Origin of the sequence: Curtobacterium sp. MMLR14_006 (assembly GCF_001864985.1) — a bacterium.
GTDB lineage: Bacteria > Actinomycetota > Actinomycetes > Actinomycetales > Microbacteriaceae > Curtobacterium.
Window position 1 is genome coordinate 24,003 of record NZ_MJGU01000012.1, and the last position, 23,719, is coordinate 47,721.

Consider the following 23,719-nt stretch of genomic DNA (forward strand, 5'->3'; position numbering starts at 1 on the left):
TCCCCAGACGTGAAGTGCTGGCCGGACTATGGCATCGCTCCACGGCCCTCGCGCGCCGGCGCCCACGTAGCGCCGGCTAGTATTACCGGGTGACATCTGAGGGACACCGCCGCGCCCACATCACTGTTCTAGATCTGTTCGCAGGATGTGGCGGTCTGACCGAGGGGTTTCACCAGTACCGTCCTGAGGGCGTCGCGAACCCGGTGTTCCGGAGCGTCGGCGCGGTCGAGTGGGAGCCAGCGGCCGCCGCCTCTTACGCAGCGAACTTCGGCGCTGGATCGTCTCGGCTTGGTGATCATGAAGCACCGGAGATCGTCTGCCGAACCATTGTCGGTTGGGAGCCACAATGGAAGCCAGGCGAGATTGATGTTGTGGTTGGGGGACCGCCGTGCCAAGGGTTCTCCGGGCTGAACCGCCAGAAGGTGGGTCCAGAGCGAAATATGCTCTGGGAGGAGTTTATTCGAGTGGTGGTCGCTCTTCAACCGAAGGTGTTCGTGATCGAGAACGTCGACAGGTTTCTCCGGTCCGCGGAGTTCGTGGATCTCAAAAATCGGATCGGCGGAGCGGACCTAACCAACTATCGTCTTGTCGACCCCGGCTCAAAGCCGGGTGAGACAGAGCTTGACCGTGACAAGCGCTATCTGCTGAACGCAGCGAACTACGGTGCTGCGCAAGCCCGTCGACGTGCGATCGTGATCGGGGTCCGCACCGACGCTGGTCTCCCTGCAACCGCGCTGCGTTATCCCAAGCCCACGCACTCCCGGAAACTCGGCGGCGGAGCGTGGACACTGGGGGACCCCGACGGTTCACCCGGCTCGCTTGCCGCACAGAGCGCATGGGTAACCGTGGACCAGTTGTTCGAAGAAAGTGCGCAAAAAACCATCGGAGGCGACCTGCCAGCCGCGCCAAGGTCGCGAATCCCTGGAATGAAAGGCAACTTCGTCGGCCCGTTCTTGACAACGGATCTTCACATCGGAAGGAGACCAGAGCCGATCTCGATGTGGCGCTACAAAGCGATCCCGAGAGGTGGGAATCGAAAAAATCTTCGCGGTCGGTATGTTTGCCGCTTCGATGACGGAAGCGATCTTATCCTTGAAAAGGTGGGTGACTACAGGTACGACGGCGGCGGGCTGAAGGTTCTTGGTGCGCACAACGTTGTCGTTGGAGGCGCCGTTACGGAGCGCCAAGTCTCCGTACGCTCCGCTCTTTCCGTTACAGATGACAAGAGATCGGGTGGCAGCCGCAGCAAGTCAGAAATGTTCCACGTTGTTCTAAGTGAGGGCGACGTACATCGGAATGCTATCGTCGAGTACCTCTCCACCGTGGCGTGGGATTTGCATGACACCGGCTCTGGCGACGTCATGGGCCGACTTCGGAGTGGTGCGCCTGCGGTGACCGTCCGGACAGAGTTTTTCAAGCCTGAGAAGGGGCGATATCTTCACCCAACCGAGGACCGGCCGATCACTCACTTCGAGGCGGCGAGGCTTCAAGGGTTCCCGGACGACTTCAAGTGGTACGGATCCAAGCTCGAGATTGCGAAGCAGATCGGCAACGCCGTGCCCATCCCGCTCGGGCGCAAGATAGCCGAGTCGATCTACCAATATCTGCGTGGCGCCGTGTGAGCCTCGGGCCGCTCTTGAACGGGCACCGCGCAGCGATTCCGCGTGGGCACCCACCGCTGGCACCCCCGTGTGGCACTCCGACGCCCGGCCATAGCGAAAGTGGCCGTCGGCAATAGCGAAAGTGGCCGTCGGCAATAGCTGGGTGGCCAGCGAGCTTGCTGTTGAGGCGGCGACTTTGAGGTGCCTCGCGGCGAGGAGGTCGAGTTGGCAACGGGCCCGGGCCAGTGGTCAAACGTCGGAGAGAGCCAGGATGTCTGGCTGCTTTGCTCTCGGGTGGTGTAAGACTGCGCGCCGGTCTCTGACAAGTCGCGAGGGAGTGGTGACGTAGGTATTTTGCACCTTCCGTATCCGCAGCGGCTCCCGCGTTCCCACTATGAGCTCCGACAGTGAGACGACGATCACCAGCGCGAGATATACCTGAGGCATCCTTCTGACGTCGCCACGGAAGCTACTGCAAAACGGACGTCGACGCTTCCCGCGACTTCAGCGGCAACCTCGGAGCAACGGGATGGCCAGCCGGTGCCGACGACTGCTCCTCGAGATCGGCCTTCACCGACGCGGACACCCCGAACAACAGCGTCGCCACGAACCCCACGACGTACGCCACCACGAGCCCCGACCCGTACCCGAGCAACGCCCACCCGTACCCTGACAAGCCGTTCAACAGCGGAATGAGCGACAGGTCCGAGGCCCCGATGGCGATCGCCCCGACGGAGTGCCCGAGCTGGTCGAACAGTCCCACGACACCGCCACCGAACGCGCCACCGATGCACGCGGTGATGAACGGCCGACCCAGGGGGAGGGTCACGCCGTAGATCAGAGGCTCGCCGACCCCAAGGAACCCTGCTGGCAGCGCACCACGGATGGTCCGCACCAGCGAAGCGTTCGACCGGAACCGCACCCACAGCGCGATGCACGTACCGATCTGCCCGGCACCACCCATCGCCAGCACGGGCAACAGCACGGTCCACCCGGTCCGGTCGATCAGGGTGGTGTGGATCGGGATGAGCCCTTGGTGCATGCCGGTCATGACGAGCGGCAGGAAGAGGCCTCCGAGCACGAACCCGGCGAAGGCCCCACCGTTCGCGAGAAGCCAGGTCGCCGCGGCCCCGATCGCGACGGAGACGACTCCGGCGACGGACATCAGGATCCCAGCGTCACCGAGCCGGCGACGAGGACGGTGACGGTCGGGACGACGATGAGCGCGATGACGTCCGGAGTCACGCGCCGTATGAAGCGTTCGACGTAGGCGGCAAGGATGCCGCCGGCCAACGCCCCGAGCACGCCGCCCTGCCCGGGAGCCAGGGTCTCGCCGAACACCGTGACGTTCGCGACGCTGGCCGCGACGATGATGCCGCCCACCGCACCGCCGAGGATGGGCGTGCCGCCGAACTCCTTCGCGGCGTTCATCCCGACGAACACGGCGAGCAGCGACAGGAACCCGGACGAGAGCACCCCGAGGAACGGCGTCACACCGGGCACCCATCCCAGGTTCGTCAGGATGCCGTTGATCCCGGCGATCAGCCCGCAGGCGATCAGTGCGGGGATGAGCGGGATGAAGATCGCGGAGATCTTCCGGATCGCGCGCATGGTGCGGCCGTCGGAGCGGGACCGCGCGGAGGCCTTGATCGACGCGCCGCGAGCGGCGAGCTCCTCGGGCGACGCACCGGGCCCACCAGCCGCAGCAGACGGGGCGGCCGCGCGCAGGGCCTCCACGTCGTCGGCCACGCGGTCGACGAGACCCGGGCCGAGCACGATCTGCAGGTTCGAGCCAGCCGCGATGGCGGCCATGACGCCGTCGGTGGCCTGGAGCGCCGGCAGGTCGACCGACGCGGGAGACGAAACCTCGACCCGGAGTCGGGTCATGCAGTTCTCGACGTCGGCGATGTTCGCGGAGCCTCCGACGGAGTCGAGGATCTGCTGGGCGAGTTGCTGTGCATCGGGCATTGCTGTGCTCCTCGGGGGAAGGAATCGAGCGGAAGGAAAGTGGACAAGGGGAGAGCGGGGTCTACAGCACGGCGCGCAACGAGCCGGATGCAGCATCGAGACGCGAACGCACGTCGCTCGCGGAGGCACCGGTCAGGATCACCGCGATGGCGGTCTTCACCTCGCCATCGGCTTCGGACAACGCGGACGAAACGATCGAGTCGGGAGCGCCGGTGACGTCCTGCACGAGCGAGAACGCCCGGGCGACGAGCTTCGCGTTCGTGGCCCGCACGTCGACCATGCGGTTGCCGTAGGTCTTGTGGCTGCGCACCATCGCGAGCGTGGTGAGCATGTTGAGCACGAGCTTCTGCGCGGTCCCTGCCTTCAGGCGGGTCGAGCCGGCGATGCACTCGGGACCGACGACGACGTCGATGGCGATGTCCGCCTCCCGCCCCGCGGCCGAGTCCGGGTTGCACGCGACGGCGACCGACAGGGCGGAGCGGCGCCGGGCCTCCAGGATGGCTGCGATCACGTAAGGCGTCCTGCCGGACGCGCTGATCCCGACGACCACGTCGTCGGCCGTCAGGCCGAGCGCGTCGAGGTCGCGGACGGCGGCGGCTTCGTCGTCCTCCGCGCCCTCCACCGCGGTGGTCAGGGCGGGGTCGCCGCCGGCGATCACGCCGACCACCTGGCTCGGGTCAGTACCGAAGGTGGGCGGGCACTCGCTGGCGTCGAGGACGCCGAGCCGGCCCGGCGTGCCGGCGCCGACGTAGACGAGTCGGCCGCCTCGCGCGAACGCCGCGGCGATCGAGTCTGCCGCCAGGGCGATGGCCGGGAGGCACGGCTCCAGTGCCGCAGGCACGCTGCGGTCTCCGGCGTTCATGCGCTGGGCGGCTTCCAGCGTGGAGATCGTGTCGATGTCGTCCAGTGAGTGGTCGGTCGCCTCGGTGGTGAGGGCCGCGAGTTCGTCGCGGAGGGCGTCGTGGGTTTCGTGCGTCTGGTTCATGGTGGTGCTCAGTTCCGGTGATGGGTGCGGACGGCGTCGCGGCTGCGGGCGAGGAGCGGCTGGGACCGCTCGTCGGTGCGCTGCGCGACGACGATGAACAGGGCGTCGACGATGGCCAGTTGGCTCATGCGGCTGCCCATGGCGGCGGGGCGGAGGTCGTTCTCGGCGCCGACTACACCCAGCAGCACGTGGTCGGCGTGGCGGGTCAGCGGAGAGGTGGCGTATCCGGTGATCGCGACGACGGTGGCGCCGCTTTCGTGCGCGACGGCGGCGACCTCGAGCGCCTCGACGGTGGTGCCCGAGTGGCTCGTGATGACGAGGACGTCCTTCGGGCCGAGGGCGCTCGCGAGGGTCAGGGCGTTGTGTGGGCCGTCCGCTGCTGAACGCCACGCTGTCATCGTGCGTGCACCAACGATCACCTGTGCCGATCGGTGAGGTGTTCGCGAGCCAGGGCGCGAAGGACGGGTGGGCGGTCACCGGGCAGAACCTGTTCGGCCGGAAGGACCCGACCGAATCGTCCTGGGGCGCCCACGACTTCAGTTCCGAAACGCAAGGGACTGGTGCCGACAAGCTGCACGGTGTCACGCATCACGGCCCCTACGACGGTCAAGCGGGCAACAACGATGGTCGGTACTCGTACTTCGACAACGGCACGACCGCGCAGTACAACTCCGCCAAAGCTGCGATGGGACTGGGCAACACGATCCCTGAAGACGACGGCCCGTTCGATCGGATGCGGCAGCAGACGAAGGACAATTGGTTCATGTTCGAATGGCAGACAGGACTGACCGGTGATCCGACGTTGTAGCCGACGCCTCGGCGCGATCGTCGTCTCAGTCGTCGTCATCACGGTTGTCGCAGCATGTAGTGCGGCCAGCCCGCACGATCCCGATGGTGAGGACGCAACGATGAACATCGAGCAAGCCCATCAAGACGTCCTCGACATCGTCGCTGCGGTGCAGAGCGTCGTCGGCACGGACGGGTGGGGCGACGACGATGCAGGCTGGAACATCTGCAGCAGCGGCGGGAACGCCGCCGCGCAGTACTCGTACGCGACCACGCGCAAGCTCCCTCTGCCTGGTTCTCCAGACGACGTCGCAGGGAAGGTCGCGCAAGCACTCGACGCGATCGGATACGAAGGAGCGCGTGTGCAGCACGACACGACGCTGACGCCGAAACGTACGGTGATCGGGTATCCGAACGGGTACAACGGTGGTACCGCACCGGACAAGTTCGGTATCCAGTTCCAGGTGAACGACGGATACGCTGACCTCTCGGTCTACGGACATTGCGTGCCCGGGGAGGTGCCGAAGCTCGGCACCTCCTTGAACCCGCGCCCCACCGATCTGTCGTAGTGCGGCTCGCCGCCGCAAGCGCTCCGCGGACGGACAGGACCAGCGTTCTGGACGTCTGCAGACGCGAGGCACCGGTGAGCTGTCATTCGCTACGCGGCCCTCTCGCTTTGGTGATGATCGGCTGTGCCGGATCGGATTCCTCCAACGCAGGGATTGCGGAGTCGAAGACGACCCCTGCTCTGGCTCATCGGGACAGCATGGACGTGCTCGACACGATCAAGAGCGTGAGGGGAAGCCAGGTCCCCCTCGGTCGGAAGCGGCAGCAGACGAAGCACGATTGGTTCATGTTCGAGTGGCAGACAAGATCGACCGGTGATGCGACGCTGTGACCGATGGGTCACCGCGGGTGCGTTGTGTGCACTCGCGGCGTCCCTCGTATCCGGCTGCTCGGACACCGGACCTCACGCGCCAGCGACCAAGGATGCAACCATGACGCTGCAGGAGTCACGTCAGGACGTGCTCGACACGTTCACCGCAATCACGTCCGTCGTCGGGGAGGACGGATGGGCTGCGGGGACGGAGTCGGAATGGAACGGCTGCGACTCGCACGGCGAAGCGGGCGCGCAGTTCATGCTCGCTGCGATCCGGAACCAGCCTCTCGCCGGCACGCCGGATGACGTGACGAAGCGGGTCGCAAATGCGCTCGAGTCGAAGCTGGGTATGGAGGGCCTCCGTGTGCAGCACGACGAGACGTTGTCGCCTCGCCGGACGGTCGTCGGTTACCCGAACGGCTACAACGGCGGCACCGCCGCCGACGGCTACGGCTTGCAGTTCCAGACCGACCCCGGCTTCGTCGGCGTCATCATTTACGGGCACTGCGTGGCCGGAGAACCGCCCGAGCTCGGCACGCCGTTGAACCCGCGCCCCTCTGAATCGTCGGAGCGGTGAAGCAATTGAGAACCGGAAACGATCGAGGAGACGCCGGTGATCACTCCTCCAACCTCTCAGCGGCCCCGACCAACGTACGCAGCGCTGACGGACGGGACGCATCGGTGATCCGGCACGCTCGGCGGGGCGCGCTCGGGATCGCCATCGCGATCTCGGCCGCGCTTGCTGTGACCGGCTGTGCGGGCGCGAGCCCCTCGGATGGAGCAACCAAGGACGCGAGGATGCCCCCGGAACAGGCCCGTCAGGACGTGATCGACGTGTTCGACGCGATCAAGAGCGTGGTGGGTGAGGACGGATGGAACGACGACTTCGAGTCGTCGTGGGATTCCTGCCCGTCGGCGTCGGGCGCCTCCCAGTTCAGCTTGTACGCAGCCCGTCGTCTACCACTGAGCGAATCGCCGGATACGCTGACGAAGCGGATCGCCGCAGCGCTCGAGGCCGCTGGCTACGAGAAGGTGCGGGTTCAGCACGACGACACGTTGCAGCCACCGCGGACCGTGATCGGGTATCCGAACGGCTACAACGGCGGCACTGCGGACGACGGGTTCGGCATCCAGTTCCAGTCCGGCACGGACTACGCCGCCACGATCATCTCCGGTCACTGCGTCCCTGGTGAGCCGCCGAAGCTCGGGACCCCGCTGAACCCGGAACCCACGGATGGTCCTTAGCGCAGCTCCCCGCGGTGAGCCGTCGGGATGACCCACGGGCCGCCCGCAAGGCGGTGACGTTGCAGGCGCCACATCACGGGTGCTCGACACCTCCAGCGTAACCGCGCCGTAGGTTCGCCAGGGCGGACGAGATGAGGGGATCAGCCTGGAAGGAACGCTGCAGACGCATCACGCAGGTGGCCGTATCGATCGCCGCCGCGGTGCTCCGGCACTTGTGCGCAGGCTCCTGCCGTGAAGGACTCCTCGATGACGCCCGAACAGTCCCACGAGAACGTGATGAAGATCTTTCGATCGGTGCAGTCCGTCGTGGGAGCGGACGGCTGGGACGAGGGACAGTGTCGGGGCGGAACGACTGTTCATCCAACGGCGACGGTGCTCAGTTCACGTTGACCGCCATCCGGAAGCATCCGCTACCTGCAGCACCTGACGAGGTCACTCGAGGTGTCGCGAAGGCGTTGGAGACCGACGTCGAGCTGGACGGTGTCCCGGTGCAGCACGACAACACCCTGCGTCCACCGCGGACGGTCGTCTCGTACCTCAACGGCTCCAACTGTGGGACCGCGGCGGACGGGTTTCGGCGTGGAGTTCCAGTCCGGTACGGACTTCGCCAGCCTCCTCGTGTGCGGACACTGCGTGCCAGGCGATGTGCCGAAGTTCGGAACACCGATGAACCCGCGTCCCACCGATCCGCCGTAGCCCGGCTCGCCGACGAGGGCGGACCAGCGCCGCGCCTCCAGACTGGCGGCGACGACGGAAGCCGCCGCCGTCCGCGATCTGGCTCACGCAGCCATCTGCGCCGGGCGGAGGTCACGCTCGGCACCGCCCATCCCTCACCGAACGGAGGCGCTCCGGGCAGCTCGACCTGCTGCTGACCGACCGGCGATCGCACCCCACCGATCGAGCTCCACCTCGACCCGGTCCGCCACGCCGGCCATGTCCTCGTGCTCCCAGAAGCGCAGCACCCGCCAGCCCTCGGACACCAGGACCGCCTCGTTCCGCAGGTCTCGTCGCCGGTTCCCCTGGAGCTTCGTCCGCCACAGCTCGGCGTTGGCCTTCGGCAGGTGCGCGTGCTCGTCGCAGTAGTGCCAGAAGCAGCCGTCCACGAACACCGCGACCCTGGCCCGTGGGAAGACGAGGTCCGGACGCACCCGGCATCGGCGGCTGACTGCCCGGTCGACGAAGAACCGCCGTCCGCGCCGGTGCAGCTCGCGGCGGAGTGCGAGTTCGGGTGCCGTGTCCCGCCTGCCGAACCGAGCCATGTGCCGGCGTCGCGCATCATCGGCTTCCCACCGTTCCATCCAGCGATGGTCGCGCGGGTGCCGCCTCCGAGCAGGTCCGCCCTGCATGTCCGGGGAGGAGCGCCGAGTCGGCCCCGTTGTGGAGGACCAGACACAGACGAGAACCCGCGGTCACGCCCGCCGGTACCGCGCCGCCGGCTTCCCCGGCCCCGACGCGGCGCGTTCCCCGGTGTCGACGAGCATCGGCACCATCGCCCTCCGGAACGAGTCCGGCAGCAGCCGCTCGCCGAGCACCGCCTCGTGCACGGCCCGCAGCTCGGACATCGTGAAGGGCTCCGCGAGCAGTCCGTGCGGGTCCGGCGCGCCCGCGTAGGTCGTCCGCAACCGTGCCACCGCGAACGCCAGGATGTCGTCGTGCCCGTGCACCATCCCGGTGGCGTCATCGACCGGCACGAGCTGCGCGCCGGCGCGGTCGAGTCCTGGCGCCAGGGCCGCGAACGGCACGACGTCGAGGTGCGCCACCGACAGCACCCACCCGCGGCTGTCCCGCGAGGGCTCGTCGAACACGTGCAACTGCGTCGGCGCCAGACCGGCGACGCCGGCCTTCTCGGACAGTGAGCGCAGGACGGCGGCGGCGAGCCGCTCGCCCTCGTGCACGAAGGTCCCGGGCAGCCGCCAGTCGCCGGCTTCGGCGTCGCGCACCTGGACGACGGACAGCGGGCCGCTGGGTGGCACGGTGAGCACCGCGGTGTCGACGGCGACGGAGGGCCGCGGGTAGTCGATCAGCCGCTTGCCGCTCGCGTCGCGGTACTCGTTCTCCATGACGGCGAGTTTACGCACACTTGCGCAAACTGCGTGGAGCGTGCAGACTCGGTTTTACGCGATTCTGCGCAAACCGAAGGAGGCGGCCATGCTGACCACCGAACAGACCGACCGGGCGATCGGTGCCGTCCTCGGCTCCGCCGCAGGCGACGCCCTGGGTGCCGGCTACGAGTTCCGGCCGGCGGTGCCGGAACCGACTCCGATCCGGATGGCCGGCGGCGGCTCCTTCGGCTGGGCGCCGGGGGAGTGGACGGACGACACGAGCATGGCCGTCCCGATCCTCCGCACCCTCGCACGTGGAGGCGACCCCGCCGGCGGGTCCGCTCTCGACGGCCTGGTGGCCGCCTGGGCGGACTGGGCACGGACCGCGCCCGACGTCGGCATCCAGACGCGCAACGTGCTGACCGGTCTGGAGGCACGGGGCGCCTCCGCAGCGCGCGCCGCGGCCCGGCAGGAGCACGACTACAAGGGGCAGTCGGCCGGGAACGGCTCGCTCATGCGGACGGCGCCGCTGGTGCTCGGGTACCTGACGGGTGCGGTCGACGAGGAGCTCCGGCTGGCCGAGGCGGCGCGGGCGATCAGCGACCTGACGCACTACGAGTCGGACGCGGGGGATGCGTGCGTGCTGTGGTGCGTGGCGATCCGGAAGGCGGTCCTGACCGGCGAGCTCGACGTCATGGCGGGGCTCGACCTGCTCGACCTCGACAAGCGGCGGGTGTGGGTGGACCGCATCGTGACGGCGGAGCACTCGGAACCGGTCGACTTCACGGACTCGAACGGCTGGGTGGTGTCGGCGTTCCAGGCCGCCTACGCGGCGGTCAGGCGGAGTTCGAGCCTCGAGGACGCCCTCGTCCGAGCGGTCCGGACCGGCAACGACACGGACACGGTCGCGGCGATCGCGGGCGGCCTGGCGGGAGCGGTGTACGGGGCGGGTGCGCTCCCGACGGAGTGGCGGGAGCTGCTGCACGGATGGCCGGCCCTCCGCGCGGACGACCTGGTCGCGCTGAGTGAGCAGGCGCTCGCCGTCCGCGCAGCGGCGGTCTGACCGCGCGCACGCCGCAGGCTGGCGGGGCGGCCGGTGTCGGAGGGTGCTGTGGGGGGACTCTCCGGCACCGCCCGTCCGTGGCGGAGGTGATCCGAGCCTCCCGGCCGGTCCGGCGACCACGTCGGGTGTGACGCCCGCGCGCTCGATCGCCTCCGGCGAGACGGAGCGGTCACTCGTGCCAGGCGGTGGCGACGTAGCGGCGGACGTTGCGGATCCGGTGGCGCATGAACACGGTCATGACGACCGCGACCACCAGGATCGCGACGAGGAAGACCCGCGCGAAGCCGGGGTACCAGTCGTTGCCGTGCAGCAGCGACGATGCCTGGCTGCCCGCGACGCTCGCGGAGAGGAACAGGAACTGCCCGAGTGCGATCGGCAACGCGACCGACGTGACACGTGCCCAGTCGATGGCTCGGTGTGCGAGCGCGGAGTCCGGCGGCTCGATCGGTCGGGAGGAGAAGACGGCCCGGCGGATCGTCCGCCGCCCGGCCCGTTCGAGTCCACGGACCGAGTCCTGCGTGGCAGGCGTGAGTGCGAGGGTGGCGGCGATGAGGGAGGCCGCTCCGCCGAGTCCGCCGAACGTCAGCGCTGACCCGATCACGGCGAGGACACGAGTGGCGCCGTCGGCGTCCGGATCGAGTCCACCGCAGGCCACGCCGACGATCAGCCCGACCACGAGGCCCGCCGCGGCGATCCAGGCGGTCCGACGCCAGGCACGTCGTGCGGTGTCCTCGAGGTCTCCCGTGCTGCCGACCCTGCTGGGCACCGTTCAGCCCTCCGCGGTGGCGGCGAGGTACCGCCGCGTGCCACGGATGTTGCGGCCGGAGGAGATCGCAGCGGCGATGCCGACCACGACGAGTGCGGTGACGAACACGCGGCTGAAGCCGGCGCTCCACGCGTCGTCGCGGATCACGTTCGGCAGCTGCGGGCCGCCGATGCCGGCGAAGAGGAGCAGGAACTGCGCTCGGGCATGCGGCAGCGAGGCCACGGCGCCGCGGGCCCACTCGGCAGCTCGGACGGCGAGGGCCGAGTCGGACGGCTCGATCGGCCGGCCGGCGTACACGGCTCGCTGGACGGCGCGACGATCGGCTGCGTCGAGGTCGCGCACCGGCAGCTGCATCGACGGGGCGAGCCGGAACGTGGCTGGCAGGAGTGAGACGGCGCCGCTCAGCCCGCCGAGGGCGAGGGCGAAGCCGAGGACGGTCAGGACCCGTTCGAGTGCCGACGCGTCGTCCGTGAACAGCACCCCGACCACGGCACCGACGACGAGCGCGACGATCGCGATCGGCACGGTCCGGCGGCGGGCGCGGGCGGCGATGGCCTGTGGTTCCCCCATGCGGTCCACCCTACGATCGGGACGTGACCGACACCGTGACGCCAGGCCGCTACCGACACTTCAAGGGGAACGACTACCGGGTCGTGCTCGTCGCGCGGGACGTCGAGACCGAGGAGCCGGTGGTCGTCTACCAGGCGCTGTACGGGGAGCACGGGCACTGGGTGCGGTCGCTCGCGGACTTCACGGCGCACGTGGTGCGGGACGGGTACGACGGGCCGCGGTTCGTGCGGGTCGAGGGCGACTGAGCGCTCAGCCGGCCTCGGCGTCGGGTGCTGCGACGCAGATCGACTCGACGGTGACGGTGGTCGTCCGGCTGTTGGCGGTGACGACGACCAGGGGTTGCCCGTCGTCGTCGGCGGTCGCCTGGTGCAGCGTGCCGTACTTCCCGACGTCGGCGGAGCGGACGGACACCGTGCGGTCCTGCCCGCGGAGCGTCTGCACCACCGTCTCGATCCAGTGCTCCGGGTCGGCCGGTGCCGAGCCGGCGGCGTTCCAGTGGTACTGCCGACCGGCGTGCGGGTCGCCGTCGATGGTGCACTCGGCGTGCGCCGGCTCCTGCTCCCGGCTCGCCGCGGACCACGTCGAGCCCTCGATCCCGAACACGGTCGCGAGTGCCTGCTCGGCCTGCTGCTTGCCCTGGTCGCTCTGCACGGGGTCCTCCTGCTTCTGATCCGCTGCGCACCCCGTGACCATCCCTGCCAGGCAGGCGGTCAGGAGGGCGGCGGTCACGGTCGATTTCTTGCGCATCATCATCACCACGGAGCCAGGGTCGCGACGCCCGTGTTGAACACGGACGACGTCTTGCGGTCGAGGTAACCGTACGGGTCCCCGGCGTCGACGTGCTTGAGCGGGTCGTGCACGGTGACGCCCTTCTCGGACCCCGACGATCCGAGCCCTGGCACGTTCACGTCGTCGCTGCCCGTGCCGAGCGGCTCTGCTCCGAAGTCCGCGTCGCTCGGGTCGGTCCGGCGGCTACCCCACCGACCGAGCGGTGCGACACTCTCGTCGCCGGTCCCCGCGTAGACGTGCTCGGCGTGGATGTCGTCCGCCGAGTGGATCGACGTCGGGATGCCTGCGGAGCCCAGGCTGACGAAGCTCTGCACGTGCAGGTCGGCGTCGTCCGACAGGGCGATCGACGCAGTGGTCGTGCCGTAGGAGTGTCCGACCACGTTGAGCACCGGGCTGTCGCCTCGACTGGCCCGGAACCCGCTGAGGTCGTCGACGAGTCGCTCCGCTCCCGCTTCGGCCTTCTTGTTCGACAAGACCTCGAACGGGTCGACAGTGGCCATGACCGGGGTGTCGTAGTTCACCCAGGCGACGACCGCGGTCTCCGACGGGTCGCCGGTGATCCCGTCCTGCACTTCCTTGATGTTCCGCGCTGCGCGTTGCAGGACCGTCGAGTCGCCCATCGTCGTCCCCATGCCGGGCACGACGTAGCTCACGTTGTCGACGGTGTCGAGGTTGCCCAGCGAGATCGCCCCGAGCGGCGGCTTCCCCGCGGTGAAGGACACCACCTGCACGCGGACGTTCTGCCACTCCGGCCCGTTCGGCAGCTGACTGCCCCGGGCGGCGCTGGCGAAGTTCTCGAGCTGCTTGTTGAGTTGTCGTTCGTCCTCGAGCTTCGACGCGAGGTCGTACGGGCGCAGGTTCTTCGCGACGGCGTCCGCCACGGCGGCTTCGAGGTCGGCGAGGCGCTTGTCGGAGGCCGCCTTCTGTCGCTGCAGTTCCGTGCGGTTCGCGGTGTCGCGCGCCCAGTAGGCCACGCCGTTCAGGTTCCCCATCGCGGCGGGGAACGCCGCGAGCAGCGCGTCCTGCGCCGCGGAGTGCTCGTCGTAGGAGCCCTTGCCCTGTTCGCCACCGAGGTCCGACCACCACTTCGCGACCGCATCCGGGTCGTCCAGCGCAGCGAGCTTGTCGGCGATCGCGGTGTTGCCGGCGAGGGCGGCGAGCTCCTCGGGGTGCAGGCCCTTGAGGTAGGCGAGGAGTTCAGGACCGCTCATCGCGTTGACCGCGGCGGTCGAGGGCGGGATGACACCGACGACGTCGGTGGTGCCGAGGGCCGACACGGCCTGCGCATCGGCTGCCTTCCGCTGCGAGACCAGGTCGTCCCAGGAGCGTTCGAGGGCAGCCTTGGTGGTCTGCAGGACCGCCTGCTGCCCGGCGAGGGCACCGAGTTGGACGGCGTCCGTGACGTCGTCCGAGCCGGCCAGCTTGTCGGCGCGCTTCGCGTTCAGGGAGAGCTGGTCGGCGGTGTGCTGCTGCTGTGCAGCGATGACCGCGGCGTCGCGCTGGATCTGCTCGATGCGGGTCGCGTAGGCGAGGAGCGCCGACACCGCGTTGTCCACGTGCGTCGCCGTGCGTTCGGCGCTCGCCGCGACGTCTCCGGCGGTCGAGACGAACGAGCCCTTGGCCGCGCCGGTCCAGTCCGCGTCGGAGACCGAGCCGGCTTCGGCGCTCGTCCGGGACGACGCCGAACGGATGGCCGTCGCGTCCTGCTGCAGCGCGGTGGCGAGCGAGCGGATGCCTGCGGGGCTGCCAGCGGTCGGATCGGCGGTCACTTGCCCGCCTTCGCTGCGTTCGCCGCGTCCCACTCCTCGTAGGCGGTGATCGCAGCGCGTGCTCGTTCCGCGAGGGCGGCGGTGTTCGCCTGGACGCCGTCGATCATCGCGCCCTGCACGCGGGTCGCCGTCGCGAAGGCGGCCTCGACGTCAGCGGACCCGAACGCCCCACCCGCGCCCTTGGTGCTGATCGAGCCGAGTGCAGCTGCGTCCTTGTCGATGCTGCTCGCGACGGAACGGACTGCACCCTTGTCGAGAACGATCTTGTCCACGGACCCCACCTTCCCCTTCCCCCGTGTTGCGGTCGACAGCCTAGCGGCTGGGGGTCCGATCAGTCAGGGCTGACGGTCGATCCGTGCTGGGTAGCGGCCGTGCAGACGGACTCCATGTCGATCGAGGTGTGGTTGTCGTTCACAGCGACGACGACGGCCGACACCAGGCCCTTCGACCCGACGACCTGGTACGAGGTGCCGTAGTCCTCGAGCGTCATCGACCGGGTCGTCACCTTCCAGCCGTGGTCGCAGCGTCGACCCGACACGGGCGACGTACTCCTCGCCGTCGGGGAGACGCGGCCCCTCGACGAGCCACTGCAGGACCAGCGAACCGTCGTCCGAGCCGATCGTGCACGGGGACGACTGCGGCTCGGCGACGGGGTGCCAAGCGGGACCGGGGACGGCCTGCACGAGACGCAGTGCGGAGTCTCCCTGCGCGCGCGCCGCAGCGGCGTCGGCCGTTCGTGACGTGGTGGCGCGGTCCTCCGGAACACGCTGTGCGCACCCGCCCAGTCCGCACCCGCCCAGAGCGAGCAGCACGAGGGCGGCGACGAGCGGCTTGCCGACGTGTCGTGCACGCGCTCGGCGACCGAGCGCTCCCTCGATGACGCTCCCGATCACCGGCCCCACCTCCCCGTCGGCAGCCTACCGACGCCGACCGCGCTGTCACCGGCCGCCCCTAGGCTCGTCCCGCACCGGAACACGAGGGGGAGCGCATGCAGATCACCACCGAGGGCGCCCTGCTCAGCCCGAGCGACCTCAGCACGTGGTCGGCCTGCGAGTGGGCGTTCCTGCGCCGCCTCGACGTCAAGCTCGGCCGCGGCGAGCCCCTGCCCGACGAGCACGACGACATGCTCGAGCGCACGGCCCGTCTCGGGGACCAGCACGAGCTCGACCACCTCGACGTCCTGCGCGAGACCCGGCAGGTCGTCGAGTTCGAGCGGCCCGCACCACCCGACTACGCCCGCGCCGCGGCCGAGGCGCGACAGGCCTTCCGCGACGGCGCCGACGTGCTGTACCAGCCGACGTTCCACGAAGCGCCGACCCCGGAGCGACCGGGGTTCATCGGCTTCGCCGACTTCATCGTCCGGAACGAGCACGGCGAGTACGAGGTCTACGACACGAAGCTCGCGCGGCACGCCAAGATCAGCGCGCTGCTGCAGCTCGCCGCCTACGCCGAGCAGATGCAGGCGCACGGCATCCCCACCGGGCAGCAGGTCCACCTCGTGCTCGGGGACCGGACGACGACCACGCACGAGCTCGCCGACATCGCCCCGGTGTACCGGACCCAGCGCGCCGAGCTCGAGCGCGTGATCGCCGAGCGCACCGCGGCGTCGGAGCCGCTGCAGTGGGGCGACCCGCGGTACGCGAGCTGCGGCCGCTGCTCGGTGTGCACCACTCAGGTGGCCGAGCACCGCGACCTCGTGCTCGTCGCCGGCATGCGACTCGACCAGCGCACGAAGCTCATCCGGCAGGGGGTGCGGACGATCGACGACCTGGCGGACCGCACCACGGCCGTACCCGGTCTGTCCCGCGGAACGCAGGACAGGCTGGTGCGTCAGGCGCGCCTCCAGGTCGACAGCGAGGACGCGACGCGCGACGCGCGACGGACGGGCGCCGCCGCCGTCCCGCGCTTCGAGGTCCTGGACCCGCGCGCGCTCGACGCGATCCCGGCGCCGGACGCAGGCGACGTGTTCTTCGACTTCGAGGGCGACCCGCTGCACACCGAGGACGGCGTGCACTGGGGTCTCGACTACCTGTTCGGACTCGTCGACGACCAGGCGGCGTTCACCGCCTTCTGGGCGCACACGATCCGCGACGAGCGGCAGGCGCTGGTCGACTTCCTCGCGTTCGTCGAGGCCCGCCGCGAGCAGTACCCCGGCATGCACGTCTACCACTACGCGGCGTACGAGCGGACGCACCTGCTGTCCCTCGCCGCCCGGCACGGCGTCGGGGAGGAAGCCGTCGACGACCTGCTCCGCGCCGGCGTGCTCGTCGACCTGTACCCGGTCGTCCGCAAGGCCCTGGTCGTCGGCAGCCGCAGCTACTCGATCAAGAAGCTCGAGCCGCTCTACATGGGGTCGGACCTGCGCGAGAGCGACGTCACGAACGCCGTGGACAGCATCACCGCGTACGTCGACGCGATCGAGGAACTCCGCACCGGCGACGCCGCCGCGGGCCAGCGCATGCTCGACCAGGTCGCCGACTACAACGCGTACGACTGCCGCTCGACGCTGCGGCTGCGGGACTGGCTGCTCTCGCTGCGCACGGAGCCGCCCGCCGCACCGCCGGCGGACGAGCTGCTGCCGCCGATCCCCGTCGAGCGCGAGCCGAACCCCGTGTACACGGCGCTCGCGGCGGAGCTCGCCGACGTCGACGCGCTCGACCGCACGCCCGACCAGACCGCGCTGGCGCTCGCCGCGGCAGCGATCGACTACCACCGCCGCGAGGCGAAGACCTTCTGGCAGGACCACTTCGACCGCCTGCGCAACCCCGTCGACGACTGGGCCGACACGCGTGACGTGCTCGTCGTCGAGCGCGCGTCGGTCGAGCGCGACTGGGGCACGCTGCCGCGTGCCCGGTCGCAGTCGCGAGAGATCCGGTTGTCGGGGACGCTCGCGCCCGGCTCGCGGCTCCGGCCGGGAGGCACGCCCCACCTCGTCTACGACGACCCGCTCCCGCCGTCGGTCGCCGCTCCGGGCCCCGGGTCGAAGGGCGCGTCGGCCCGCGCGGTCCTGCTGGACGTGCAGGATGACGGCGACGCCGTCGAGGTGCTCGTGAAGGAGAACCTGCCGGTCGGCGCTCCGACCCACGAGGACTTCCCGGTCGCGCTCGCCCCGTCCGCCCCACCGCGGGCGAAGCCGCAGCCCGAGGCGATCGCCGAGTGGGGGCAGGAGGTCCTCGACGCGCTGCCGTCGATGCTGCCCGACCCCGCGCTCGACCTGCTCCGTCGGGTCCCGCCGCGCGGCGCGATCGTGCCGGTGCAGGGTGACGACACGGTGTCGGCCGTCGTCGCGACCGTGCTCGGACTCGACCGCTCGTACCTGGCGATCCAGGGCCCTCCCGGCACGGGCAAGACCTACGTCGGGTCGAACGTCGTCGCCCGCCTGGTGCGGGAGCACGGCTGGCGGGTCGGAGTCGTCGGGCAGTCGCACGCCACCTCCGAGAACTTCCTGGCCGCGGTCGTCGCCGCCGGCGTGCCGTCCGACCGGGTGGTGAAGGTGCCGAAGGCCGGGGCCACCGAGGACGAGCTCGACGCCGCCCCCTGGACTCCGGTGAAGAACGGGGCCGCGGTGGCCGCGTTCCTGTCCTCGTGCGGGTCGACCGGCACCGGCGGTGTCGTCGGCGGCACCGCGTGGACCTTCGCGAACGAGGCGACGATCGAACGCCGGTCCCTCGACCTGCTCGTCGTCGACGAGGCCGGGCAGTTCTCCCTCGCACCGACGATCGCTTCGTCGGTCGCGGCCACCCGGCTCCTGCTCCTCGGCGACCCGCAGCAGCTGCCGCAGGTGTCGCAGGGGTCGCACCCGGAGCCGGTCGACGAGTCCGCACTCGGCTGGCTGGCGGACGGGCAGCACGTGCTCCCGCCGGAGTTCGGCTACTTCCTCGCCCGAACCCGGCGCATGGAGCCGGCGCTGACCGCATCGGTCTCGGCGCTGTCGTACGACGGGCAGCTCGCCTCGATGGCGTCCGGCCGGCACCTCGACGGCATCGAGGCCGGGGTGCACCCGGAGCCGGTGGTGCACGCGGGGAACACGACGTCCTCGCCGGAGGAAGCCGCCCGCGTCGTCGCGCTCGTCGGCGACGTCGTCGGCCGGACCTGGACCGACGGCGACGAGACCCGGAGGCTCACCGACGAGGACGTCATCGTCGTCGCGCCGTACAACGCGCAGGGGGCGCTCATCCGCCAGGAGCTCGACCGCGCCGGCTTCGGCGGGACCCAGGTCGGCACGGTGGACCTGTTCCAGGGCCGCGAGGCGGTCGTCTCCGTGGTGTCGCTCGGCGCGTCGAGCGCGGCGGACATCCCGCGCGGGCTCGACTTCCTGCTCATGCCGAACCGGTTGAACGTCGCGATCTCGCGCGCGAAGTGGGCGGCGTACCTGGTGCACTCGCCGGCGCTCACCACCGGGTTGCCGCCGTCGATCGCCGGGCTGTCGCTGCTGTCGCGGTTCATCGAGCTCGTCGACGCGCGCTGACCGGGCGGTACCCTGGGTGCGGCCGAGGGGGGCCGGGGAACGGGGGGACGACCATGTCAGCAGGAGTGCCAGGACCGGATCCGAGCACGGTGCAGCCGTCGGCGGGTGTGCCGGACCGGCGCGGGCCGCACCGATCGGGCGGTGGCTTCACAGCCGACCTCGTCGTCTCGGTCGTGCTCTTCGTCCTGACCGCCCTGCTGGGCGGGATCATCGTTGTCGTCAGCTACCTCGTCGGAGCGGTGTCGCAGTACGGCTGCGGCTGGGAGTCCTCGACGCGGGCGTGCAACGACGCGGCGGGCCCGCAGACCGCGATCGTCGAGGCCGTGGTGGTCGTCAGCATCTGCGTCGCCGGCGCGCTGCTCGCCGCGCGGGTGCGTCGGACCCGGCCACTCGGCTGGGCGGTGGCGCTCGGGACGGCCGCTGCGGTGGTGCTCGCGTTCGTGATCACCTGGAGCGTGCTCGGCAGCCTGGCCTCGTGACCCTCGTGCCGAGCAGCGGCGCGTGCCGGGAGCCAGGTGGATGGCGTTCCCGTCGAGCGGCTGACGGCCGTGGTTCGCGCAGGCCCGGTGTCACCGACCGGAACCGTCAGCCAGCCTGGACCGTGCCCACCGCCGAACTGTAGGTGGCGACGGCGCCGAACTGACCGCCGACGACCGTCACCGTCCACGACGAGCCGTCCGGCGACGCCGAGTACAGCACACGCGCGCCGACCGGGATCGGTGCCAGTGACGTCCCGTCCAGCAGCATGACGCGTTCGGGCGTCGTCCGGTCCACGGCGACCTGCGCCGGGAACGGTCCGACACCGAACCGCTGCTGCATGACGTACGCGAGCGTGCCGGCGCTCTGCACCACGGCGGACCGTTCCTGTTCCACGGTCACGGGGACCCGGTCGAACGCTGACTCCGGCGAGGCCGGCGTCGTCTCGGCCGGCGTCGGAGTCGCGGCGTGTTGCATCGGTGCGGCGGTCGGGGCCGGCCCGGCGAGGACGGCGTCACCGGGGGTCCCGGCGGGGAGCGCGAGAGCCGGCAGGCGCACACCGGAGGGGAGCAGGGCGAACGCGATCAGTGCGTAGAGCATGAGGGCCGTCCCGACCCCGCCGAGGATCGCGCCACCGCGACCGAAGGCGCGCGTGCCCGTTGCGCCCCAGGGCGCGACCTTCACCGCGTGGCCGCCGGTGACGATCGCGGTGATGCCGATCGACGAGGCGATGAAGCCGGTCTGGACACCTGCGTCGTGCGGAGCGGCCACGGCCAGGACCACACTCCCGAGACCGAACAGCATGGAGAGTGCGGCGGAGACGCCTGGCCGGGTACGGCGACGCGGCCGCACGGCGAGCAGCGGTGGCGGGACGTCGAGGCGCCCGGCACGTCGTCCGCCCCGGGGCGAAGCGGATCGCATGTACTCCGGAGGAGTCCAATCACGTGGTCCTGGTCCACCCAGCGGCATCGTCGTCCCGTCCCCTCGTACCCGACCTCACGATCCTGCCGGTGCGGTCGGGACCGGGCGATCCCCAGAACTGGGTGCTTCTCACGAACGCCGAAGGACGAGCAGCGCAATCCGGTCACCGGTGTCGGTGCCGGCGGATACGCTCCCCGCCGCGGTGCCGGTAGGGTGCTGACGGCCGACGGAAGGGGGACGCGTGCTGGAGGAGTGGGCGAGTCGACCGTCGCCGTGGCGCTCACGGTCGTCGAAGCTCGACCTCGCGGTGACGATCGTGCTCTTCGTGCTGCTCGCCGTGGCGGCGTGCGTCGCGTTCTTCCTGCAGGCGGCCATCGCTGCGGCCTCGCAGTACGGCTGCGACTGGGAGACCTCGACGCGGGTGTGCCGCCCGTGGGTGGGCTGGGCGCCGAGCCTCGGAGAGGGGGTGCTGCTGCTGGTCGTCTTCGTCGGCGGGGTGGCCGCCGCTCGGTGGGTGCGCCTCCGGAGCCCGCGGGGATGGGCGGTGGCGCTGGTGACGGCGCTCGTGATGGGGATGGTCGCACTCGGCACATCGGCGGTGGTGGCCCCGGTGGTCGGCTGACGCGCGACGGGACGTGTGCGACGTCCGCGATCAGCCGGCGGCGGACGTCACTGCTCCGGCGGTCATCAGGGGTGGCGGGGCCTCCGACTGCAACCTGGCACGGGCACCGCGAGGTGCGGACGACCCGGTGGGCCCCGGTCGGATCGATCCCAGGACTGGGTGGGGCGGCCGGTCGGACGGGCGCGCCGGTCGGGCGGGGCAGTCGTGCCGCGCGGACGTGCTGCCGGTCGTGGTTCGCTCTGGCCGGGGATCGGGCACCGGAACCGTCGGCCGCTCGGGCGAGGGCCTCCCGTCACGCGGTCGCCGGGCGGAGCGACGCCGTGCTCGGGCCGCCTAGCTCGTCGCGGACGCCACCGCGCCGGCGCCGGCGATGCCGCCCGCGGTCTGCTGCGACTGCAGCACCGACTTCACCGCCGGGGCGACCCAGTCGCCGGCGGTGATGCTGGCGACGAGTCGACGGTCGACCTTGCCGAACTGCGGCTTGAGGGTGCCGGTGGCGTTGAGGAGTCCGATGAGCGCCGCGGTGAACGGCGTCGGCAGCACCGCGCCGCCGAGGACGTCGGCGATCGCTCCCCGCAGGAGCTTCTCGGGGCCGCCGTCGCGCTCCGGGTAGGCGACGGAGGGGAAGAGCCCGAGGACCCGACGCTCCTGGCGACCGAGGATGCCGGCCTGCACGAGTTGCTCGAGCACGCCCTCGCGGAGCGCCTTGGTGCCGAACCGGCCGACCCAGGCTGCTGCCCGCCGCGGCTTCGTCGCCGACAGCAGGTCGTCGAAGACGCGGTCGAGCACCGGGTCGCCGGTGAAGGGCGCCTTGTGCGGCAGGACGCGGGGGTGCTCGTAGGTGACGAGGCGCCGGATCTCGAGGTCCGCGAGCACCGCGCCGCCCAGGCCGACGGTCAGCCCCTGTGACACCATGCCGAACCTGCCGTCGGAGCGGAGGAGCAGGAGTGCGAACGCCTGGGGGACGGTGAGCTGCGCTGCCATGTCGGCATGGTGTCACACGGACGGGTCGTCCGTCAGTAGGCGGCGGACTGTCCGCCGTCGATCGGGACGACGGTCGCGTTGACGTAGGACGCGTCGTCGGAGAGCAGGAACGCGACGACCGAGGCGATCTCGGGGGCCTCGCCGTAGCGCTTCGACGGGTTGACCTGGATGAACTCCTCGGCAGCCTTGCGCGGGTCCACCGGGTCGAGCTGCTTCATCGAGTTCTCGACCATCGGCGTCCAGATGGCACCGGGGGCGATGGCGTTGATGCGGATGCCGTACCGGCCGTACTCGACGGCGGAGTTGCGGGTGAGACCGACGACCCCGTGCTTGGCGGCGGCGTAGCCGGACTGGTTGCCGATGCCGCGGATGCCGCCGACGCTCGCGGTGTTGACGACCATGCCGGAGCCCTGCTCGCGCATGATGCCGAGGACCTTCTCGAGGCCGAGGAACACACCGCGGAGGTTGATCGAGACGACCTTGTCGAACTCGGCTGCGGTGAAGGACTCGGTCGGGTTCTGCTTGCCCTCGATGCCGGCGTTGTTGAAGAAGCCGTCGATGCGGCCGAAGCGCTCGGTGGTCGCGGTGACGTAGGCGTCGACCTGGGCCTCGTCGGAGACGTCGGCGACGGTGGTGAGGACCTGCGCCTCGGGAGCGGCGTCGAGCACGGCGGTCTTCGTGGCCTCGAGGCCCTCGGCGGAGACATCGACGAGCGACAGCGCCGCGCCCTCGGTGGCGAGGCGGACGGCGGTCGCGCGGCCGAGGCCGGAGCCGCCACCGGTGATGAGGACGACGCGGTCGGTGAAACGAGCAGTGGACATGGATGGCCTCCTGAGGTCTTCGACGGTGAAGGGCTCGGGGTCCGCGCAGCGGGATCGGCGGCGCGGGGCAGCGAGTCCGAACGATGCGTTCGCATCGATAAGGTAAGACTACACCTGTTGTCCAACGTCCGCGATCAGCAGCGCTGCAGGACCCGCTCCATCGCGTCGTGCTCCGCCGGTGCGACCCACAGCCGGTACGCCGACTTCACCTCGACCTGGTGCGCGACGTACGTGCAGCGGAACGCCCGGTCCGCCGGCAGCCAGGTCGCGGTGTCGCCCGAGCCCTTCTGCGCGTTCGACCGTCCGTCGACTGCGAACAGGTTCCGCGGGTCGTTGGCCAGGGCCTCGCGTTCGTCCTGGGAGAGCTGCTGCGCCCCGGTGCGCCAGGCGTTCTCGAGCGCGACGACGTGGTCGATCTGCACGAGCGTCGAGGTCGTGTTCCCCCGCACGAAGTCGATCGTCGCCCCCGTGTACGGCGACACGAGCGTGCCGGTCAGGACCGTGCAGGGGCCGTCGCGCACGATGTCGCTGAGGTCGCGGGCGAGCACGTCGTTCCGGGTGTCGCACCCGTTGCGGTCGACGTCGAGCCAGGCGGAGCCGAACTCGCCGGTGCGGTCGTACCCGGTGCCGGCGGCCTTGCCCTTGACCGGCAGCGCCGCGAGCAGGGCGCGCGCCCGGGTCACCTCGGCGCCGGTCGCCGTGTCGACGGTCGGACGGGAGGCCCGGCTCGGCTCCGCCACGCCGGGTCCCGTCGCCGTCGGAGCCGTCGGGGCAGTCGCCACGGCCGTGGACCGGTCCGCAGCGTCGGCGTCCGGCCCGAGGACGCCGGTGGCGTCGAGCGCCCACCCGCCCGCCGCGAGGGCGAGGACGACGAGGAACGAGGTGAGGGCGGTGCGGGAACGGCGGCGTCGGCGGGACGTCATGCGGGTGGGACTCCAGTGGTGCGGTGGTGCGGCGGATCG

At 70.6% G+C, this 23,719-nt stretch carries 26 protein-coding genes; 10 read left to right on the top strand and 16 right to left on the bottom strand.

The features are described 5' to 3' along the window. Positions 1-89 precede the first annotated feature (89 nt). Positions 90-1,622, top strand: a complete 1,533-nt coding sequence (locus BIU94_RS16960) for a DNA cytosine methyltransferase (protein WP_083404563.1) — start codon at positions 90-92, stop codon at positions 1,620-1,622. A gap of 448 nt (positions 1,623-2,070) precedes the next feature. Here BIU94_RS16960 and BIU94_RS17975 read toward each other — a convergent pair whose 3' ends face one another. From BIU94_RS17975 to BIU94_RS03735, 4 genes are all read right to left on the bottom strand, one after another. After that, positions 2,071-2,766 (bottom strand): PTS transporter subunit EIIC, encoded by a 696-nt coding sequence (locus BIU94_RS17975; RefSeq protein ID WP_071254346.1) that lies wholly within the window; start codon positions 2,764-2,766, stop codon positions 2,071-2,073. Next, complete coding sequence (locus tag BIU94_RS17980) at positions 2,766-3,569, bottom strand: PTS transporter subunit EIIC (protein WP_071254348.1); 804 nt, start codon at positions 3,567-3,569, stop codon at positions 2,766-2,768. The genes BIU94_RS17975 and BIU94_RS17980 overlap by 1 nt, the downstream gene beginning before the upstream one ends. A gap of 61 nt (positions 3,570-3,630) precedes the next feature. Continuing rightward, the gene (gene murQ / locus BIU94_RS03730) at positions 3,631-4,554 is read right to left on the bottom strand and encodes an N-acetylmuramic acid 6-phosphate etherase (protein WP_071254350.1); all 924 of its coding nucleotides are present in this window, start codon (positions 4,552-4,554) and stop codon (positions 3,631-3,633) included. An 8-nt stretch (positions 4,555-4,562) separates the two neighbouring features. Next, on the bottom strand, positions 4,563-4,952 hold the full coding sequence (locus BIU94_RS03735; protein ID WP_071254352.1) for a MurR/RpiR family transcriptional regulator: 390 nt from the start codon (positions 4,950-4,952) through the stop codon (positions 4,563-4,565). A 23-nt stretch (positions 4,953-4,975) separates the two neighbouring features. Between BIU94_RS03735 and BIU94_RS03740 the strand changes: the two genes are divergently transcribed. The 4 genes from BIU94_RS03740 (at position 4,976) to BIU94_RS18065 (ending at position 7,465) form a co-directional block, all read left to right on the top strand. Further along, positions 4,976-5,362, top strand: coding sequence for a hypothetical protein (locus tag BIU94_RS03740; RefSeq protein WP_071254354.1), 387 nt, complete (start codon positions 4,976-4,978; stop codon positions 5,360-5,362). A 100-nt stretch (positions 5,363-5,462) separates the two neighbouring features. Further along, positions 5,463-5,909, top strand: a complete 447-nt coding sequence (locus BIU94_RS03745) for a hypothetical protein (RefSeq protein ID WP_071254356.1) — start codon at positions 5,463-5,465, stop codon at positions 5,907-5,909. 429 nt (positions 5,910-6,338) lie between these two features. Continuing rightward, positions 6,339-6,797 (top strand): hypothetical protein, encoded by a 459-nt coding sequence (locus BIU94_RS03750; RefSeq protein WP_071254358.1) that lies wholly within the window; start codon positions 6,339-6,341, stop codon positions 6,795-6,797. Next, a complete protein-coding gene (locus tag BIU94_RS18065) occupies positions 6,794-7,465 on the top strand; it encodes a hypothetical protein (RefSeq protein WP_254782935.1) in 672 nt (223 codons plus the stop codon). The genes BIU94_RS03750 and BIU94_RS18065 overlap by 4 nt, the downstream gene beginning before the upstream one ends. An 830-nt stretch (positions 7,466-8,295) precedes the next feature. Here BIU94_RS18065 and vsr read toward each other — a convergent pair. Together vsr and BIU94_RS03765 are read right to left on the bottom strand one after the other, a co-directional pair. Next, positions 8,296-8,763: a DNA mismatch endonuclease Vsr gene (gene vsr, locus BIU94_RS03760; RefSeq protein ID WP_083404564.1), complete on the bottom strand. Its 468-nt coding sequence runs from the start codon at positions 8,761-8,763 to the stop codon at positions 8,296-8,298. A gap of 111 nt (positions 8,764-8,874) precedes the next feature. Beyond that, positions 8,875-9,525, bottom strand: coding sequence for an NUDIX domain-containing protein (locus BIU94_RS03765; protein ID WP_071254370.1), 651 nt, complete (start codon positions 9,523-9,525; stop codon positions 8,875-8,877). Between the two features lie 88 nt (positions 9,526-9,613). On the opposite strand from BIU94_RS03765, the gene BIU94_RS03770 reads away from it, so the two are divergent. Further along, positions 9,614-10,570, top strand: coding sequence for an ADP-ribosylglycohydrolase family protein (locus BIU94_RS03770; RefSeq protein WP_071254372.1), 957 nt, complete (start codon positions 9,614-9,616; stop codon positions 10,568-10,570). 169 nt (positions 10,571-10,739) lie between these two features. On the opposite strand, the gene BIU94_RS03775 is transcribed toward BIU94_RS03770, so the two are convergent. Both BIU94_RS03775 and BIU94_RS03780 read right to left on the bottom strand, forming a co-directional pair. Then, on the bottom strand, positions 10,740-11,336 hold the full coding sequence (locus BIU94_RS03775; RefSeq protein ID WP_071254374.1) for a hypothetical protein: 597 nt from the start codon (positions 11,334-11,336) through the stop codon (positions 10,740-10,742). A 3-nt stretch (positions 11,337-11,339) separates the two neighbouring features. Continuing rightward, on the bottom strand, positions 11,340-11,906 hold the full coding sequence (locus tag BIU94_RS03780; protein WP_139196273.1) for a hypothetical protein: 567 nt from the start codon (positions 11,904-11,906) through the stop codon (positions 11,340-11,342). A gap of 23 nt (positions 11,907-11,929) precedes the next feature. On the opposite strand from BIU94_RS03780, the gene BIU94_RS03785 reads away from it, so the two are divergent. Continuing rightward, positions 11,930-12,151 (top strand): DUF1653 domain-containing protein, encoded by a 222-nt coding sequence (locus tag BIU94_RS03785; RefSeq protein WP_071254378.1) that lies wholly within the window; start codon positions 11,930-11,932, stop codon positions 12,149-12,151. Between the two features lie 4 nt (positions 12,152-12,155). On the opposite strand, the gene BIU94_RS03790 is transcribed toward BIU94_RS03785, so the two are convergent. The 4 genes from BIU94_RS03790 to BIU94_RS03805 are packed head-to-tail and all read right to left on the bottom strand — an operon-like array spanning position 12,156 to position 15,002. Beyond that, positions 12,156-12,635 carry a hypothetical protein gene (locus tag BIU94_RS03790; RefSeq protein WP_139196275.1) on the bottom strand — a complete coding sequence of 160 codons (480 nt, stop codon included), beginning with the start codon at positions 12,633-12,635 and terminating at the stop codon, positions 12,156-12,158. Positions 12,636-12,658: 23 nt separating this feature from the next. Further along, entirely contained in the window at positions 12,659-14,464 is a 1,806-nt protein-coding gene (locus BIU94_RS03795; protein ID WP_071254382.1) for an alpha/beta hydrolase, read from the bottom strand. After that, complete coding sequence (locus BIU94_RS03800) at positions 14,461-14,736, bottom strand: hypothetical protein (protein WP_071254385.1); 276 nt, start codon at positions 14,734-14,736, stop codon at positions 14,461-14,463. Before BIU94_RS03800 ends, BIU94_RS03795 begins: the two co-directional genes overlap by 4 nt. Positions 14,737-14,795: 59 nt before the next feature. Next, positions 14,796-15,002 carry a hypothetical protein gene (locus tag BIU94_RS03805; protein WP_071254387.1) on the bottom strand — a complete coding sequence of 69 codons (207 nt, stop codon included), beginning with the start codon at positions 15,000-15,002 and terminating at the stop codon, positions 14,796-14,798. 450 nt (positions 15,003-15,452) lie between these two features. Between BIU94_RS03805 and BIU94_RS03810 the strand changes: the two genes are divergently transcribed. Together BIU94_RS03810 and BIU94_RS03815 are read left to right on the top strand one after the other, a co-directional pair. Next, complete coding sequence (locus tag BIU94_RS03810; RefSeq protein ID WP_071254389.1) at positions 15,453-18,932, top strand: TM0106 family RecB-like putative nuclease; 3,480 nt, start codon at positions 15,453-15,455, stop codon at positions 18,930-18,932. A 65-nt stretch (positions 18,933-18,997) separates the two neighbouring features. Beyond that, positions 18,998-19,411, top strand: a complete 414-nt coding sequence (locus BIU94_RS03815) for a hypothetical protein (RefSeq protein WP_139196277.1) — start codon at positions 18,998-19,000, stop codon at positions 19,409-19,411. 106 nt (positions 19,412-19,517) lie between these two features. Here BIU94_RS03815 and BIU94_RS03820 read toward each other — a convergent pair whose 3' ends face one another. After that, positions 19,518-20,180, bottom strand: a complete 663-nt coding sequence (locus tag BIU94_RS03820) for a hypothetical protein (protein ID WP_139196279.1) — start codon at positions 20,178-20,180, stop codon at positions 19,518-19,520. A 391-nt stretch (positions 20,181-20,571) separates the two neighbouring features. Between BIU94_RS03820 and BIU94_RS03825 the strand changes: the two genes are divergently transcribed. Further along, the gene (locus tag BIU94_RS03825; RefSeq protein ID WP_071254395.1) at positions 20,572-20,952 is read left to right on the top strand and encodes a hypothetical protein; all 381 of its coding nucleotides are present in this window, start codon (positions 20,572-20,574) and stop codon (positions 20,950-20,952) included. Positions 20,953-21,285: 333 nt separating this feature from the next. Here BIU94_RS03825 and BIU94_RS03830 read toward each other — a convergent pair whose 3' ends face one another. The 3 genes from BIU94_RS03830 to BIU94_RS03840 all read right to left on the bottom strand — a co-directional run bounded on the left by BIU94_RS03830 (position 21,286) and on the right by BIU94_RS03840 (position 23,680). Continuing rightward, positions 21,286-21,936: a GPP34 family phosphoprotein gene (locus BIU94_RS03830; RefSeq protein WP_071254397.1), complete on the bottom strand. Its 651-nt coding sequence runs from the start codon at positions 21,934-21,936 to the stop codon at positions 21,286-21,288. A gap of 32 nt (positions 21,937-21,968) precedes the next feature. Then, positions 21,969-22,757 (bottom strand): SDR family oxidoreductase, encoded by a 789-nt coding sequence (locus BIU94_RS03835; protein ID WP_071254399.1) that lies wholly within the window; start codon positions 22,755-22,757, stop codon positions 21,969-21,971. Positions 22,758-22,891: 134 nt separating this feature from the next. Further along, complete coding sequence (locus BIU94_RS03840) at positions 22,892-23,680, bottom strand: HNH endonuclease family protein (protein ID WP_083404565.1); 789 nt, start codon at positions 23,678-23,680, stop codon at positions 22,892-22,894. Between the last annotated feature and the right edge of the window lie 39 nt (positions 23,681-23,719).